The 16,585-nt window shown below is 39.7% G+C and carries 19 protein-coding genes; all 19 read left to right on the top strand.

What is annotated here, in order from left to right; translation table 11 throughout:
- Window positions 1–30: 30 nt before the first annotated feature.
- The 19 genes from hepT to ABD006_RS01010 all read left to right on the top strand — a co-directional run bounded on the left by hepT (window position 31) and on the right by ABD006_RS01010 (window position 16,522).
- Complete coding sequence (gene hepT / locus ABD006_RS01100) at window positions 31–1,008, top strand: heptaprenyl diphosphate synthase component II (protein WP_343836590.1); 978 nt, start codon at window positions 31–33, stop codon at window positions 1,006–1,008.
- A gap of 84 nt (window positions 1,009–1,092) precedes the next feature.
- On the top strand, window positions 1,093–1,539 hold the full coding sequence (gene ndk, locus ABD006_RS01095; RefSeq protein WP_343836588.1) for a nucleoside-diphosphate kinase: 447 nt from the start codon (window positions 1,093–1,095) through the stop codon (window positions 1,537–1,539).
- 66 nt (window positions 1,540–1,605) lie between these two features.
- Complete coding sequence (locus ABD006_RS01090; RefSeq protein WP_343836586.1) at window positions 1,606–2,400, top strand: CheR family methyltransferase; 795 nt, start codon at window positions 1,606–1,608, stop codon at window positions 2,398–2,400.
- A gap of 132 nt (window positions 2,401–2,532) precedes the next feature.
- Window positions 2,533–3,696 carry a chorismate synthase gene (gene aroC, locus ABD006_RS01085; RefSeq protein ID WP_343836584.1) on the top strand — a complete coding sequence of 388 codons (1,164 nt, stop codon included), beginning with the start codon at window positions 2,533–2,535 and terminating at the stop codon, window positions 3,694–3,696.
- On the top strand, window positions 3,697–4,785 hold the full coding sequence (gene aroB, locus ABD006_RS01080) for a 3-dehydroquinate synthase (protein ID WP_343836582.1): 1,089 nt from the start codon (window positions 3,697–3,699) through the stop codon (window positions 4,783–4,785).
- Window positions 4,782–5,144: a chorismate mutase gene (gene aroH, locus ABD006_RS01075; RefSeq protein WP_343836580.1), complete on the top strand. Its 363-nt coding sequence runs from the start codon at window positions 4,782–4,784 to the stop codon at window positions 5,142–5,144. The genes aroB and aroH overlap by 4 nt, the downstream gene beginning before the upstream one ends.
- 15 nt (window positions 5,145–5,159) lie before the next feature.
- Window positions 5,160–6,242, top strand: a complete 1,083-nt coding sequence (hisC, locus tag ABD006_RS01070) for a histidinol-phosphate transaminase (RefSeq protein WP_343836578.1) — start codon at window positions 5,160–5,162, stop codon at window positions 6,240–6,242.
- Between the two features lie 18 nt (window positions 6,243–6,260).
- Window positions 6,261–7,361 (top strand): prephenate dehydrogenase, encoded by a 1,101-nt coding sequence (locus ABD006_RS01065; protein WP_343836575.1) that lies wholly within the window; start codon window positions 6,261–6,263, stop codon window positions 7,359–7,361.
- Between the two features lie 21 nt (window positions 7,362–7,382).
- Window positions 7,383–8,675: a 3-phosphoshikimate 1-carboxyvinyltransferase gene (aroA, locus tag ABD006_RS01060; RefSeq protein WP_343836573.1), complete on the top strand. Its 1,293-nt coding sequence runs from the start codon at window positions 7,383–7,385 to the stop codon at window positions 8,673–8,675.
- Between the two features lie 65 nt (window positions 8,676–8,740).
- A complete protein-coding gene (locus ABD006_RS01055) occupies window positions 8,741–9,598 on the top strand; it encodes a hypothetical protein (protein WP_343836570.1) in 858 nt (285 codons plus the stop codon).
- Between the two features lie 16 nt (window positions 9,599–9,614).
- The gene (locus ABD006_RS01050; RefSeq protein ID WP_343836567.1) at window positions 9,615–10,868 is read left to right on the top strand and encodes a tetratricopeptide repeat protein; all 1,254 of its coding nucleotides are present in this window, start codon (window positions 9,615–9,617) and stop codon (window positions 10,866–10,868) included.
- A gap of 38 nt (window positions 10,869–10,906) precedes the next feature.
- Complete coding sequence (locus ABD006_RS01045) at window positions 10,907–11,458, top strand: ReoY family proteolytic degradation factor (RefSeq protein ID WP_343836565.1); 552 nt, start codon at window positions 10,907–10,909, stop codon at window positions 11,456–11,458.
- A gap of 143 nt (window positions 11,459–11,601) precedes the next feature.
- Window positions 11,602–12,069 carry a DUF2487 family protein gene (locus ABD006_RS01040; protein WP_343836563.1) on the top strand — a complete coding sequence of 156 codons (468 nt, stop codon included), beginning with the start codon at window positions 11,602–11,604 and terminating at the stop codon, window positions 12,067–12,069.
- A 174-nt stretch (window positions 12,070–12,243) separates the two neighbouring features.
- Window positions 12,244–12,759, top strand: coding sequence for a ubiquinol-cytochrome c reductase iron-sulfur subunit (locus ABD006_RS01035; protein ID WP_343836561.1), 516 nt, complete (start codon window positions 12,244–12,246; stop codon window positions 12,757–12,759).
- 3 nt (window positions 12,760–12,762) lie between these two features.
- On the top strand, window positions 12,763–13,437 hold the full coding sequence (qcrB, locus tag ABD006_RS01030) for a menaquinol-cytochrome c reductase cytochrome b subunit (protein ID WP_343836558.1): 675 nt from the start codon (window positions 12,763–12,765) through the stop codon (window positions 13,435–13,437).
- Window positions 13,438–13,469: 32 nt separating this feature from the next.
- On the top strand, window positions 13,470–14,234 hold the full coding sequence (locus ABD006_RS01025; RefSeq protein ID WP_343836556.1) for a menaquinol-cytochrome c reductase cytochrome b/c subunit: 765 nt from the start codon (window positions 13,470–13,472) through the stop codon (window positions 14,232–14,234).
- Between the two features lie 103 nt (window positions 14,235–14,337).
- Window positions 14,338–14,922 carry a lipoprotein heptaprenylglyceryl N-acetyltransferase LhaT gene (lhaT, locus tag ABD006_RS01020; RefSeq protein WP_343836554.1) on the top strand — a complete coding sequence of 195 codons (585 nt, stop codon included), beginning with the start codon at window positions 14,338–14,340 and terminating at the stop codon, window positions 14,920–14,922.
- Between the two features lie 67 nt (window positions 14,923–14,989).
- The gene (locus ABD006_RS01015; RefSeq protein ID WP_343836551.1) at window positions 14,990–15,775 is read left to right on the top strand and encodes a sporulation protein YpjB; all 786 of its coding nucleotides are present in this window, start codon (window positions 14,990–14,992) and stop codon (window positions 15,773–15,775) included.
- Between the two features lie 69 nt (window positions 15,776–15,844).
- Window positions 15,845–16,522, top strand: coding sequence for a zinc metallopeptidase (locus ABD006_RS01010; RefSeq protein WP_343837728.1), 678 nt, complete (start codon window positions 15,845–15,847; stop codon window positions 16,520–16,522).
- Window positions 16,523–16,585: the final 63 nt, after the last annotated feature.

Below are 16,585 nucleotides of genomic sequence, written 5' to 3'. Positions count from 1 at the left end.
ATTCAGATATTTGAAATATAGGTGAAACATATGAAACTACCTTTATCTTATAAATTTTTAAATCATGATTTAGATATTATTGAGTCGGAATTATTATATACAGTTAAAGCAGATCATCCTGTTTTACGGGCAGCATCTACTCAATTACTAAAAGCAGGCGGAAAACGAATTCGACCTGTTTTTGTTTTGCTGGCTGCAAAGTTTGGTCATTACGACCTGGAAAAAATTAAACATGTCGCTTCTTCATTCGAATTGATGCATATGGCTTCTTTGGTGCATGATGATGTGATTGATGATGCAGAATTACGAAGAGGCCATGAAACCATTAATGCTAAATGGGATAACCGGGTTTCCATGTATACTGGAGACTATATGTTTGCCAGGGCTCTTGAAATCCTGTCTGTTATTCAAAACCCGAAAGCACATCTGATCCTGTCCAATACCATTGTTGAACTTGCGCAAGGGGAAATTGAACAATTAAAGGATCAATATAATCTGGATCAGAACTTTAGAAATTACTTAAGACGTATAAAACGGAAAACAGCACTTCTTATAGCAAGCAGCTGTCATTTGGGAGCCATTGTTGCGGACGCTCCGGCTGACTATCAAAAAGCCTTGGCTAAGTATGGCTACTATATAGGAATGTCGTATCAAATCATTGATGATATTTTAGACTTCACCGCAACACCAGAAAAGCTGGGGAAGCCGGCTGGAAGTGATTTGTTTCAGGGGAATATTACGTTACCCGTTTTATATAAATTAGAAGACACTTCTTTTAAGCAAAGATTGGCCAGCAGCTTTGAACAATCCCGTGGACAAGCTGTGGTAAGTAAGGATCTTGCTGACATAGTAGAGGAAATCAAGCAATCTGATGTTATTGAAAAGTCATTTCGCGTAAGTGAACTCTATTTACAAAAAGCCTATAAACAGTTGGAAGTTCTGCCACAATCCAAGGCGAAGAAGGCTTTGATGGACATCGCGAAATATATTGGCAAAAGAAGCTATTAAAAGAATTGTCAAAAAACACAAAATTTGTTAAACTTTTAGAGGCTTGAAGCGTTTTCACAATCTACTATAAAAAGAGGTGTAAAGATGGAAAAAACATTTCTAATGATTAAACCAGATGGAGTGCAGAGAAACCTTGTAGGGGAAATTGTAACAAGATTTGAAAAGAAAGGATTTCAATTATCGGCTGCAAAGCTTATGCAAATATCCAATGAGCTTGCTGAAGAACATTACGGTGAACATAAGGATAAACCGTTTTTTGGTGAACTAGTTGATTTCATAACTTCAGGCCCTGTTTTTGCCATGGTATGGGAGGGTGAAAATGTAATTGCTACGGCCCGCCAAATGATGGGGAAAACGAACCCGCAGGAAGCAGCTCCGGGTACTATTCGAGGAGATTTTGGACTTACTGTGGGCAAAAATGTGATTCACGGATCAGATTCATCTGAAAGTGCAGAAAGAGAAATCAACTTGTTCTTTAACCAGAATGATCTCTTATCCTTTACAAAAGATGACCAAAAGTGGATTTACTAGTATAGAACAGGCCAGTACTTCACTGGCCTTCTTTCATTTATAATGATTTATAGAAGGGGAACGACCATGGGGGATTATGAACAATTTACAGAACGTATCCATAAAAGGACGGGTATAAACCTGTCTTTATATAAAGAAAAGCAGATGAAACGTCGTCTGATATCACTGAGAGAAAAACGGGGCTGTCAGTCGTTTGATGATTATTACAATCTTCTCATTAATAATAAGGAATACTATCACGAGTTTTTAAATCGTATTACCATCAATGTATCTGAGTTTTTCCGCAACAAAAAACGATGGGATGTCCTTGATCAAACCATTATTCCTAAACTGTTAACCAGGAAAAAGCATTTGAAAATATGGAGTGCGGCTTGTTCTACCGGAGAAGAACCATACACGATTGCCATGATTATGAATCAGCATATTTCATTATCTAATGTTGAGATCGTGGCGACCGATATAGATGAAAATGCTCTGCAGGCGGCTCGAAATGGAGTGTACCCAGGTAAATCACTGAAAGAGGTCCCGGAAGACTTGAAGCGTAAGTATTTTCAGGAAAACAATGGCATTTATACCATTGACCCTAATCTTAAGAAGGCCATCACCTTTAAAAAACATAATTTGCTTAAGGATACTTATGGACGGGAATATGATTTAATTGTATGCCGGAATGTACTTATTTACTTTACAGATGAAGCAAAAGAGGAAATCTATCAGGGATTCAGTCACTCCCTGGCTGATGATGGGATCCTTTTTGTGGGTAGCACCGAACAAATTTTTAATCCGAAACAATATCAGTTCCAAACCGTGGATACCTTTTTTTATGAAAAACAAAACGCGAAAGAACAAACACTTGAATAAGCTTCAAGTGTTTTTTATATATAATAAATTTTGATTTTTGTAAAAATATCTGCAGTATGCAAACACAAATCAGGTTGTGTATGATATAGTAATAAAAATACAGACGTATACATAAATATTGGAGGGTTTATTTTGCGTTATTTAACGGCAGGAGAATCACATGGAAAACAATTAACGACAATCGTTGAAGGAGTTCCGGCAAATTTACCTCTTTTATCAAGTGATATTAGTGAGTCGTTATTGAGACGGCAAAAGGGACACGGCCGCGGCAGACGGATGAAAATAGAAAAAGATCTGGTTGAAATTAAAAGTGGTGTACGCCATGGCTATACATTAGGATCCCCAATTACGTTTGTCGTGGAAAATGACGACTTTAAACACTGGGAAAACATTATGGGAGAGGATCCCATAGAAGATACACAGAAAATTAAAAGACAAATTACGAGACCCCGTCCTGGACATGCAGATCTGAATGGGGCGCTGAAATACGGTCATAGGGATATGAGGAATGTTCTCGAGCGTTCATCCGCCAGAGAAACAGCAGCAAGGGTAGCTGCCGGCAGTCTGGCCAAAAAGATTTTAAAGGAACTGGACATCGATGTGGTCGGCTACGTAAAGGAAATCGCCGGAATACGTGCCGATGATGTGGATTTATCTATTCAGAAGAAAGCGGAAGTTTCAGAAGAATCGCCAGTTCGGACATTAGATCCCAATGTTGAAGAGTCGATGAAGAATGCAATTGATCAGGCCAAAAAAGATGGAGATTCTATAGGCGGTGTCTGTGAGGTGGTCGTAGAAGGTATGCCTGCAGGTGTAGGTTCCTATGTTCACTATGACAGAAAGTTAGATTCTCGTATTGCTGGCGGGGTGACCAGCATAAATGCATTTAAAGGAGTAGAATTTGGAATTGGCTTTGAAGCGGCCCGGAAAAATGGAAGTGAAGTTCACGATGAAATTCTTTGGAGTGAGGAAAGAGGATATTATCGCCGAACCAATCGATTAGGAGGATTTGAAGGTGGAATGACAACCGGAATGCCAATCGTTGTCCGTGGAGTCATGAAACCTATACCAACCCTTTATAAACCACTGCAAAGTGTAGATATCGACTCCAAAGAGCCTTTTAAAGCCAGTATAGAACGATCCGATTCATGCGCGGTACCTGCTGCTTCCGTTGTGATGGAGCATGTAGTGGCCTGGGAGGTTGCACGAACCCTACTGGAGCAGTTTCCGCATGACCAATTCCCGAAATTAAAACAGGCTATTGAGGATTATCGTGAAGAAATAAGGGGTTTTTAGATGAAAACATTACAAATCAACGCCAGTCAAGGGGCCTATAACGTCTATATAGGTCCGGACTTGCGCTTTGAACTGTCAAAATATTTACCCAAGTCTTATGACAAAATATTAATCATCACGGATAGTCAGGTGGAGCAGTTGGGCTACTTAAAAGACGCAGAAGAGGCACTGCAAATGGAAACAGACCAGCTTTATTCCTATACGATAGCGGCCGGGGAAAAGTCTAAGCAATTGAATGTTTTTGAACAACTGCAAACGTATGCCATTCAAAACGGTCTGGATCGTCATTCGCTTATTGTTGCATTAGGTGGCGGAGTTGTTGGGGACCTGGCTGGCTTCACAGCTGCCACCTTTATGCGGGGAATTGACTATATCCAGGTTCCGACCACGATTCTGGCTCATGACAGCAGTGTGGGAGGGAAGACAGGCATCAACCATCCTCTAGGAAAAAATTTAATTGGATCGTTCCACGCACCTAAGGCTGTGGTTTACGATCTGTCAACGATAAGGACTCTATCTGCTGTTGAGAGAAGGTCAGGGTTTGCTGAGGTAGTCAAGCATGGCCTGATAGCGGATAAAAGGATGCTTAACCAACTGATGGATGAGGTGCAAGCGCTGGAGAACATCCATCCAATTGTTTTAGAGGAAGCCCTTTACAATGGAATTAAGATCAAAGCTCATATTGTGGAGGAAGATGAACAGGAAAAGGGAGTCAGGAGCTATTTGAATTTTGGACATACACTAGGCCACGCGATTGAAGCAGAATCCGGGTATGGCGCCATTACTCATGGAGAGGCCGTAGCTATAGGTATGTTATTTGCTCTTCGGGTAAGTCAGAGCTATTTATCCTTATCTTTTTCTTATCAGAACTTTAAAACCTGGTTAGAACAGCTGCAATATCCTTTAGACATTTGTAAAGATCTGCAAATCTCCCCCTTACTGGATCGAATGAAACTTGATAAAAAGAATCAAAAGGGTCAAATTCGCATGGTTTTATTAAAGGAAGTGGGAAAACCCCTAATATGCACGATTGATGAACATCGATTATTCACAGAATTAACAAGCTTTATGAACGAGGTGATGGAATGATCAGAGGAATACGAGGAGCAGCAACGGTAAAAGCAAATGAAACAGAAGCAATACATAAGACTACAAGGGATTTGTTAAAGGACGTGGCCGAAAAAAATCAAATACAGCCTGAGGATATAGTCTCTGTATTAATTTCTGTTACACCAGATTTAAATGCGGCATTTCCGGCTAAAGGGATGCGCATGCTCGATGGCTGGACTTACGTTCCTGTTATGTGTACGACCGAAATCCCTGTTCCTGAAGCTCTGGAAAAGTGTATTAGGGTGATGGTTACAGCCCAAACCGACCGAAATCAGAAAGAAATCCAGCATATTTATCACGGTGATGCCAAAAAATTACGTCCTGATTTAATTAAGTAGAGGAGGCTTTCAATCATGAAGACCAAAAACATTATCCCATCATTAACACCATACAAACCGGGAAAGACAATTAATGAAGTTAAAAAAGAACGTCATCTTTCTAAAATTGTTAAGCTGGCATCCAATGAAAATGTTTATGGTCCATCGCCGTTAGTTCTGGAAAAATTGAGTGATTTCGGGGAAGATTTGCACCTTTATCCTGATGGTTATGCAAGAGAACTGAGGGAGCGTGTCTCAGCTCATTTAAATGTGGATATGGACCAGCTCATTTTCGGTGCAGGCTCAGATGAAATTGTTCAGATGCTGTGCCGTACCTATCTTGAAGGGGGTGCTAATACAGTCATGGCTCATCCTACCTTCCCCCAATATAAGCATCATGCTGCGGTTGAAGGGGCTGAGGTGCGGGAAATCCCTGTAAAGGATGGTCATCACCAGCTTGAACAGATGCTGGAAGCGATTGATGACAAGACAAGAATCGTGTGGTTATGCAGTCCGAATAATCCTACTGGCTGTTATATAAACGAAAAACAGCTGAAGTCTTTTCTGGACCGCTGCCCTGAGCATGTTTTAGTTGTACTTGATGAGGCTTATTATGAGTACGTTTCAGCTGAAGATTACCCGGATTCTTTATCCCTGTTGGAAAACTATAAGAATATAATTGTATTAAGAACCTTTTCGAAGGCTTATGGTTTAGCAGGCTTTCGCGTAGGCTACGGGATTAGTTCTGAGGAAATTATTCGTCATTTAAATACCATCCGAGGTCCTTTTAATGTCACATCTATTGGTCAGTTTGCAGCTATTAATGCTCTTGAGGATCAGACATATATTAAAGAAATCAGGCAGCTGAATCAAAACGTCCGTCATGAAGTAGAACACTTTTGCGAGCAGCATCACCTGACCTATGATCCTTCAGAAACGAATTTTCTTCTTATTCATCTTCCTAAATCCGGATTGGAAGTTTCTGATCAATTATTGGATCATGGCTTTATCGTTCGTGCCGGGGAATTATTGGGGATTGATCAGAGTATCCGCGTGACTATTGGAAGGGAAAAAGATATGAAAGAATTTACAAATGCATTGTCTGAATGCCTGCAGTAAGGAGAGTTGAGGAATAAGATGAGCAGAGTTTTTATAGTGGGACTGGGATTAATAGGAGCATCCCTGGCTAAAAATATTAAAAAAAATATTCCGAAAGCATGGATGGTTGGTATGGATTCCAACCCAGATACAATCGAATATGCCTTGAAATATAACATTATTGATGAAGCAACTGCCTCCTTTGAAGAAGGTGTACATAAGGCAGACATTATTATTTTGGGTACTCATATTCAGATTACTATAGAATATATAAAGCAACTCAATGAACTGGATATTCAGAATGAGAAGATTGTAACAGATGTTTCTTCCGTGAAAAAACCTGTTATGGAAGCAGCGAAATCATTATCTTCTTCAAATATAAAATTCATTGGCGGACATCCAATGGCAGGCTCTCATAAACATGGGATTGAAGCAGCTAAGAGCCATTTATTTGAAAATGCCTACTACATTTTAACACCGTCCAAGCCGGGTCTTGATGAGCAAGTGCGATTACTCAAGGATTTATTAAAACACACGAGAAGCCTTTTTGTTGAACTAACGGACAAAGAGCATGACAAAATGACAGGAATCGTATCTCACTTTCCGCATCTGATTGCTTCCTCACTTGTTCATCAGGCGAGAAATTGGCAGGATGAGTATCCTTTTATCCCTAAACTGGCCGCTGGGGGATTTAGAGATATTACAAGAATTGCCTCAAGCAATCCTGCGCTGTGGGAAGACATCCTCTTTCAAAACAAACGGGAAATGGTGGAATTCCTGTCAGAGTGGATTGACGAGATGATAAATGTTAAAGAACTGCTTGTTTCAAATAAACATGAGGATGTCCATCAATACCTCGACTCGGCCAAAACGTATCGTGATGGTCTACCAAAAAAGAAAAAAGGTGCACTTCCAAACTTTTATGATATTTTTGTTGATTTATATGATCGGCCGGGAGAATTATATAAAGTTATGAAAAAGCTGGCCGAACATGAAGTTAATATTATTAACATTAATATCCTGGAAATCAGAGAAAATATGACCGGAGTATTAAGGCTGACCCTGCAAACAGAAGAAGAGCAGTGGACAGCTATGAAAGTGCTGGAGAACAATGGCTACGAAGTTTCTCTAAATGAATAAAGATAAAAAAGGTGTGGTAAGATGCAGAAGACCATTCATCTGAAAAATAGTACTTTAAAGGGGGATATTCAAGTACCAGGCGATAAATCAATGTCCCATCGAGCGGTTATATTTGGGGCGCTGGCCAGTGGTACAACGATTATTCATGATTTTTTATCAGGAGAAGACTGTCTTTCTACAATAAAAGCGTTCCAAGAGATGGGAGTTGATGTGAGCCTGGTCGGACAAACGGTTACCATTGAAAGCAATGGAGCCGAGTATTTTTCAGAACCTGCTGAACCTGTCCATTTGGGGAATTCGGGAACTACAGCCCGGCTCTTGCTTGGCGTTTTGGCAGGCCAGCCTTTTCACACTGTCCTGACAGGGGATCAATCTCTTTCCAAACGTCCCATGGACCGAGTAACGGTTCCTTTACACCAAATGGGAGCCCAATCAGATGGTCGTCGTCATGGGAAGTTATTGCCCATGAGTGTCAGAGGAGGTCAGCTCATCCCCATTGATTATACATTACCTGTAAATAGTGCACAGGTTAAGTCAGCGATCCTGCTTGCGGGTTTATTTGCCAATGGAACGACAACTGTTACCGAACCTGTGCCGACCAGAGACCACACGGAACGAATGATTACTGCCTTTGGCGGAAATATGGACCATTCTGGACCAGCTATTTCTGTCACTGGAAATCAGAAGCTCAAGGGAACAGAATTATCCATACCTGGGGATATATCTTCCGCAAGTTTCTTTATAGCCGGTGCTATTTTAGCTAATCAGAGCGAGATTACGATTAAAGGTGTCGGTCTAAACCCAACAAGAACCGGAATTCTTGATGTGGTCAAAAAAATGGGCGCCAATATTCAGGTTGAAACAACGAAGCATATCGGTGATGAACCGGTAGGAAACATTTACGTTACGTCAGGGAACCTCGGGGAAACGGTGATTTCCGGGAACATGATTCCAAGAGTGATTGATGAAATCCCTCTGCTCGCATTATTGGCAACACAGGCGGACGGAGAAACTGTGATTAAGGATGCCAGTGAATTACGTTTTAAGGAAACAGACCGAATCAAAACGATTGTTCAGGTCTTAAAGAAGTTTGGAGCTTCCATTAAAGAACGTGAAGATGGTATGGTCATCCAGGGTGGTACTCCCCTAAAAGGTGGCAGAGTATCCTCCTATGGAGATCATCGCATCGGAATGATGGAGGCGATTGCTTCACTTATAACGAGTGAACCCGTTGAAATTGAAGATCCGGACTGTATCCGAATATCCTACCCGGATTTTTTTAAGGATTTGCAATCTTTGAGTCGTCCATTGTAGTGTAATGTCGTATAAAATTGAAAAAGTCTTCATATTTTGTATCAATACAGAAAGGGTGGCAAAATGTGAAGGCTTTTTATTTTGAAAACATTCTGATTCAACAGGAAGATGTGTGGAAAAGAAAGAAGGTTGTTTTCACGGAGGATCTTTTTCTCCCTGCTCATTATCTTGATTGGATTCCACAGAGAAAAATTCAGGCAGATGTTTTCAAAATGAGCCCAGGTAAAATTTATGCTGATGTAGAATTCCCATTAACAGATAAGTCTTTGCAGGACCACTATGTTCGCAGATATTTATACAAAGGTGCTTCACTACTGATTTCCACATTTGACTTAGGGAGAAAAACAGACTGGAAGCAAAGGTTTCATCATTACTGTGAAGAATTATCAGGAATTGCGATTGACTATCTGGTTGTTCCGAAAATGAATATAAAGTATTTAACGCCGGAAATGGTGCGATATTTTGGCATTCAGAAAGTCCCGTTTATTCTTGTTTATGCTAATCAGATACATGATTTAACCCATATTCCGTGGGGATGGTTAAATCAAATGCAGGCTCTGGTTAATATTCCAATCGGCTGCATAAAACACCCTCTATCAGACTTGGTAATGCAGGAACTGACTGAGTCGGGATTTCAAACCCTTTCCGAAGTAATCTCCAACACTCCCTTATCAGCAGAAACCCTCTCAAAAACAGGAATTTCCAACAAAAAAGGCGAAATAAAAATATATAATGACACAGATTTTAATTTGTATGTTAACTCGAATCAAATGAACCATTATTGTCAAAAAGATCAGGTTCCTTATATTTCGATTATTAGGGGGAACGTGGTAAAATTAAATCAAACCATCTATGATAACAAAGGATTCGGTGAATTCTGCGATCATACATTAAAAGCACAATTTTGGAACAAAGGATTGTAAAGGAAGGGTTCAGGATATGCATATCATTGAAGAAGCAAGACAACAAGTGGAACAGGGAGACACAGAGGAAGGCTTAAAGCTTTTACAATCTTATGAAGCGGAAGCAAATGATGATGAGAAGTTTAATATGGGTTTGCTTTATCATCAATGGGGGCATCTGGAACAGGCAGAGAAGCTTTTCCGCCAGTTAATGGATAAGTACCCAAAGGAGGGAGAGCTTAAACTCTATTTAGCTGAGATTTATGTGGATAAAGAACAGGATGACCAGGCGATTGACCTTCTTAATCAATTTGAGCAGGACGATGACTATTATATTCCCTCTTTACTGGAGCTCGCAGATTTATATCAGTCCCAGGGGCTTTATGAAGTAGCAGAGCAAAAGCTGTTAGAAGCTAAGCAAATTCTGCCGAACGAACCTGTCATTGATTTTGCTTTAGGGGAATTATTATTTGCCAGTGGTGATTATAATAAATCCATTCCCCATTATGAAAAAGCTCTGAAAGAAGATACGACTTTCAATGACGTAAATGTCTTACACCGGTTAGCCGAAGCATTAGCACTTGCAGGAAATTGGGAAAAAGGTCTGGAATATTTCCAAATGTCTGATGGGACCGATTCTCCGGAATTTCTATTCAGATATGGCTTTACAGCTTATCGGTCAGAAAGAATGGACATTGCCATTAATATGTGGGAAAAGTTATTAGAAGCGGATCCCTATTATCATTCGGTATATTCCCTGTTGGCCAAAGCTTATGAACAGGAAGGAATGCTCGAAAAGGCCTATGAAACAGCAAAAAAAGGACTAACAGAAGAAGGATTGAATAAAGAGCTGTTTTTCCTTTCAGGTCAGATAGCGAACCAATTAGGTAAACTTGATGAAGCTTTTAAGGATCTCCGGGAGGCTATTGCAATTGACCCTGGCTATAAGGAAGCGGTGGTTGCACTGGTAGAACTTTATAAGAAGCAGGAGGATCATGACAATATCACCGATTTATTAGAAAATTTAAAACGCGAGGAAGAGCTGGACCCGTTGTATCAATGGGAATTAGCTAAGGCATATTATGAATTAGAAGAGTATGATTTAGCATTAAACAACTACCAGGAAGCATATAATGCATTTACAAACGATGCAGACTTCTTAAAGGAATATGGGTATATGTTAGTAGAAGAAGGGAGGATGAAAGAAGCCAGGGAGGTTCTCAACAAATACTTATCCATTGAACCATCTGACACATATGTGGAGGAATTTTTACTCCGTTTAAACGAGTAGAGCTGACGGACCGAAATGGAAGGAGGGGTTTTTCGTTCATGACTGTATCTGTTCTTCAAAAAAAGAGATTTATTAACTGGTTTTTAAATAATTTTCAATTAAAACGAAGAGAAAGTGTATGGATATTGAATTATCTGATGAACCACGAACGGGTTCTCAAAAATGTTCATTTTGTTGATGAGGCAAGACTATGCCCTAAAGGTGTGGTTATATCAACGAAGTGTGTTGATGATCCTCCGTTTCGCTTTTATAAAGAACAAGTCATGACATCCGATCCTGAAAAATCGTTCCATGATATCCGGTTAAATGACCATGAAACCATCTATATCCAGCTTAATTTTCAAAATGCAAACCAAAGCTTTCGTTATGCAGGTGTACGGGAAGAAAACCCTTATTTACCAGAAGATTATTTCATTACGGAAAAAGACCAGCAGGAAGCAGAAAAATTGTTGAATCATATGATTTATGAATTTCAATTAAAAAAAATACAGGAAGAAATTGATCAGGCACTCGATGAAGGTGATAAAGAGAGATTTCATTACCTGATTAAACAGCTGCATCAGCTTTCAGACGAAACCTGTATTCAGTGAATACACTTTTTTGAAGGGACTATCCTATTATGGGTAGTCTTTTTTTAGTGGCCGGTCGCCTCCGTTTTTCTTATAAAAAAGTTTATCTTTATGAATAGTTTTAGTAAAATGTAGTAGAAAATAAATATATAGGAGTGTGTGGGATGAAATGGAAGAAGCAGGATATCCAGCAATATGTAAAGTCCAAGGAGTATATTGATACAGCAATCATCCCTTTGGTTCCGTTTTCTTTAGATCGTTCAGATGAGGAGCTTGCATCTTTGACGTATCAGAATGAAGTTATGGAATTATTTTCAGATCGACTGGAAAAGGAATATAAGGGACGAGTTTTTCGTCTTCCGTCTTATACTTATATTAAGTCTTCAACTCTGGAACAGGAAACTGAACGGTTAAATTTATTTTATGAGGAAATTAGCAAGCAGCCATTTAAGTATGTTTTCTGGTTAACGTTTGATTCCAGGTGGAAAAAATACGAAAAAGGTTTAGAGGGACATTTGCTGTGGGTACCAGTAATGAAGGAGGGTGACCTGAACAATGAAGAAACCCAGAAACTTCTGCTGGATCAATTGGAGCAGGTTACGGATCTGATTAAATCTTATTGGTCAGAATAAAGGCAATCTGAAATTAATAATATTCAAAATTATTTTTGAACAATATTGTACAAAATGATGAATAGGATTGACCAGATTTCCAGATTGCGCTATCATTGTAATGTCCTAGTAAACATGTATAATTTTTACGACCTTAATCGTTGAAATACATGAGAAGAGGGGGGAAAAACAAAAATGAGCGAAGACAAGAAAAACCAAGTTTCCCGTCGGCAGTTTTTAAACTATACACTAACAGGTGTTGGTGGATTTATGGCTGCTGGAATGCTGGCTCCAATGGTTCGATTTGCCATAGATCCTGTTCTGCAGCCAGAAGCAGAAGGAGAATTTGTTTCTGCAGATATCGCTGTAGAGGATATTACTACTGAACCACAGAAAGTCACATTCAAAGTTGACCAGGTTGATGCATGGTATGAATCAACTGTGGAAAAAACCGCCTTTGTTTACAAAAAGGAAGATGGCAGTATAGTAGCTTTTGACCCAACTTGTACCCATTTGGGCTGTGTTGTAGGATGGAACACAAATGACGACTATCCTCAGCATTTTTATTGCCCATGTCATGATGGTCTGTACACAAAAGACGGTGTGAATGTTCCGAACACTCCACCAACAGCACCTTTAAGTGTTTATGAGCACAAAATTCAAAACGGAATTCTTTATCTGGGTAAAGCCATACCAAGAGAGGAGGCGTAATACATGCTGCAAAAGATTTATGACTGGATCGATGAGCGTGTTGACATAACACCTATTTGGCGTGATATTGCGGACCATGAAGTTCCAGAGCATGTAAACCCTGCTCATCATTTCTCTGCATTTGTGTATTGTTTTGGTGGTTTAACATTCTTCGTTACAGTGATACAGATATTATCCGGAATGTTTTTAACCATGTATTACGTACCTGATATAGAGAATGCCTGGAATTCAGTTTTTTATTTACAACAGGAAGTTGCACATGGACAAATTGTTCGCGGAATGCATCACTGGGGTGCCAGCGTTGTCATCGTTATGCTCTTTCTACATACTTTACGCGTATTCTTCCAGGGTGCATATAAAAAGCCACGTGAATTGAACTGGATAGTAGGAGTTCTATTATTCTTTGTTATGTTAGCGCTTGGATTAACTGGATATTTATTGCCTTGGGATAACAAAGCGTTATTCGCAACCGAGGTTACTTTGCAAATAGCAGAAAGTGTACCATTCATTGGAGAGGACTTAAAGATATTACTGGCAGGAGACCCTGATATTGTTGGGGCACAAACCCTAACCAGGTTCTTTGCTATTCACGTCTTCTTCCTTCCTGCTGCATTATTTGTACTAATGGCGATCCACTTTATTATGATTCGTCGACAAGGTATTTCTGGACCATTGTAAGAATCAATTGAAAGAAGAAGGAGGGATTTCCGGTGCATAGAGGAAAGGGAATGAAATTTGTAGGCGATTCTCGTGTTCGTGAAAATGATGATCGCCACATTCCAAAAGATTATTCTGAATATCCTGGTCGTACGGAACCGTTTTGGCCAAACTTCCTGTTGAAGGAATGGCTTGCTGGTGCTGTATTCCTCGTTGGATTTTTATGTCTCACAGTTGCTGCACCTGCTCCGCTTGAAACCATGGCGGATCCTACAACTCCGGGATATATTCCGTTGCCTGACTGGTATTTCTTATTTCTATACCAGCTATTGAAGTATCCGTTTGCCAGTGGTGACTTTGTTGTAGTTGGTACAGTAATTATCCCGGGACTTGCATTTGGTGCACTTTTCCTTGCTCCATTTCTGGATCGGGGCCCTGAACGCAGACCAACAAGACGACCGATTGCAACTAGTCTCATGCTAATGTCTATTGCTGCTGTTTTTTACCTGACATGGGAAGCAGCTAGTCATGTTAATTGGGAAGCTCGTGCTGAGCAAAACAAAATTGTTGAAGATGTCGAGATTGATAAGGAAAGTGCAGGCTATCAGGTGTACTCCAGTCAAAGCTGTATGTCCTGTCACGGTGAAAATTTAGAAGGAGCCAGTGGACCTCCTTTAATTGGAACTGGTCTTTCTCCTGAGGAAATTCAGGACATTGCCGTAAATGGTACAGGATCCATGCCAGCCGACCAATTTAAAGGTTCTGATAAAGAGCTGCAGCAATTATCTGAATTTATTGCTGGTTTAGGTTCTGAATAATGGTTGGCAAGTACTACTTATCATAAGAACGACATAATCATTGTAATTAGAGGAAGCTGGCTTAATGTGGTCAGCTTCCTTTCACGTATAAGGGGTTATATCTATGACTATATATAAAGCGTTGTTTATGGATAAGCGATTCCTGTTATTGTTATTTGTTATCAACCTTTTAGGAACCGTGTATGGATATTTATGGTATGACAGTCAACTGTCGGTCACACCTGCCAAATTTTTGATCTTTGTCCCCGATAGCCCAACAGCAAGTTTATTTTTTGTCATCGTTTTGCTGTTTTTTATTTTGGATAAGAATGCTCCATATATTGAAGCCCTGGCGTTTGTCACTTTAGTAAAGTATGGGATTTGGGCCGTTGTCATGAATGGGCTGACGTTCCTTATGAATGGATCCTTAAGCCCGGTTGCTTTCATGCTCATTATTTCTCACGGTGCTATGGCAGTTCAGGCTGTGCTGTATACACCATTTTATAAAATAAGACTGAGACACTTAGTAGTTGCTGCTGTATGGACGCTACATAATGATGTGATCGATTACGTATTTGAAATGATGCCAGTTTATGGGGATCTGATGGATTATATGAATGAAATTGGATACTTTACATTCTGGTTAAGTATATTTTCGATTGGACTGGTTTATTTCATGAATGTAAGAAAAACATTTAGCGAAAGTTAAGGTTCTACATAATCCCTGACCTGCATACCGTTTTATTAGTAGTGTGTAAGGAGAGGGGACAAGTCTTATGGTAGTAAAAAATCAAAAAGTCAAGCTATCGGTACTGATTTTTTCAGTCATTTTATTAACAGCCATGACTATACCTGTTTTTGCCCATCATCAGGAAGGACAGCCCTATGATCTGCTGGATGAGGTTTACACGGTTTATGAATTGACCGATGCGAAAAAGTATGAGGCAGCCGGAGAAAAGTTAAACCAGATTGTCGCCGCTTTGGAAACGAACCATTTGTCTTTGTCGGAAGAGAAGCTGGAATATGTTATTGATATTACCGAAAATACGATTAGGCATCTACAGTCTGGTATAGAAAATCATGAATTAAAAGTGGACAAGGCTCTGGCATTTGTCCTTATGATGGAAAGTGCCAAAAACCCTGACAGTCAAATGGTAGCTAAATGGAAAAATGAATTGACGAATCAGATTGCAAATGGTCTCCAAAGTGAAACTCGAAGTTTACCGGCAGAATTTTCCCAGGTTATGGATCTTTACAGCATCGTTTATCCTGCCATAAAAATCAGGGAGGACACCAAGCTTTGGTCAAAACTGGATGAACAATTTGTAAATTTAAATCAAATTGAGAATGAAGAAGATATGCTTCGTGCATTAAATGTTATGCTTGAAACGTTTCATCAGCTGGATACGCCTGTAAGTAACGAAAAAGATGATGATGCCTCCTTTGCCTGGTTAATTTTCTCTGTAGGTGGTGTGATTATCATCACATTATTATATGTAGGATGGAGAAAATATAAAGGGGAAAAGAAAGAGAAGAAAATCAAAAAAGTTGACGATTTATAATGCCATTGTCTATAATTATGATTATAAAGAAATATAGATAACTATGGAGGAGAGTTGCTAATGGCAAGCATGGGTGGATTTCTTGTTTACTTTGCGATCCTTCTTATTCTACCTTTGTGGGCACAATCCAAAGTGAAAAGGACGTATAAGAAACATGCGAAAATCCAAAATTCATCTATGATGACAGGTGCACAGGTTGCACGAAGAATTCTTGATGAAAATGGACTATTTGATGTACAAATAGAAGAGGTTCGGGGCGTAATGTCGGACCACTATGATCCAAGATCGAAAACCGTTCGTTTATCAACTGATAACTATCATGGACATTCACAGGCAGCAGCTGCTATTGCGGCTCACGAAGTAGGCCATGCAATTCAGGATGCCGAAAGCTATGCATTTCTGCGTTTCAGACATGCTTTAGTGCCTGTAGCTAATTTAGGCTCAAATATGTCATATATCATCATTCTTGCTGGTATAATTATGTACTCTTCAGGCCTAATTCTGGCTGGGATTATTTTTATGTCAGCCGTTGTTCTATTCCAACTGGTAACATTGCCTGTTGAATATAACGCTTCTTCAAGAGCGATGGAACAGTTGGTTTCCACAGGTGTTATTAGAAATAATGAACACGGAGAAACAAAAAAAGTACTTAGCGCAGCTGCACTTACCTATGTAGCAGCAGCGATTACAGCATTGCTGGAGCTTCTGCGTTTTGTGTTAGTTTTTGTTGGTATGAATGATGATTAATAAAAAACCCTGGTACTATAAGTGCCAGGGTTTTATACTGTCTTACGAGTATGAGGGTTGGAG

Source organism: Salinibacillus aidingensis, from assembly GCF_039522525.1.
Classification (GTDB): Bacteria; Bacillota; Bacilli; order Bacillales; family Alkalibacillaceae; genus Salinibacillus; species Salinibacillus aidingensis.
This window is presented reverse-complemented; position numbering and strand designations above follow the sequence as displayed.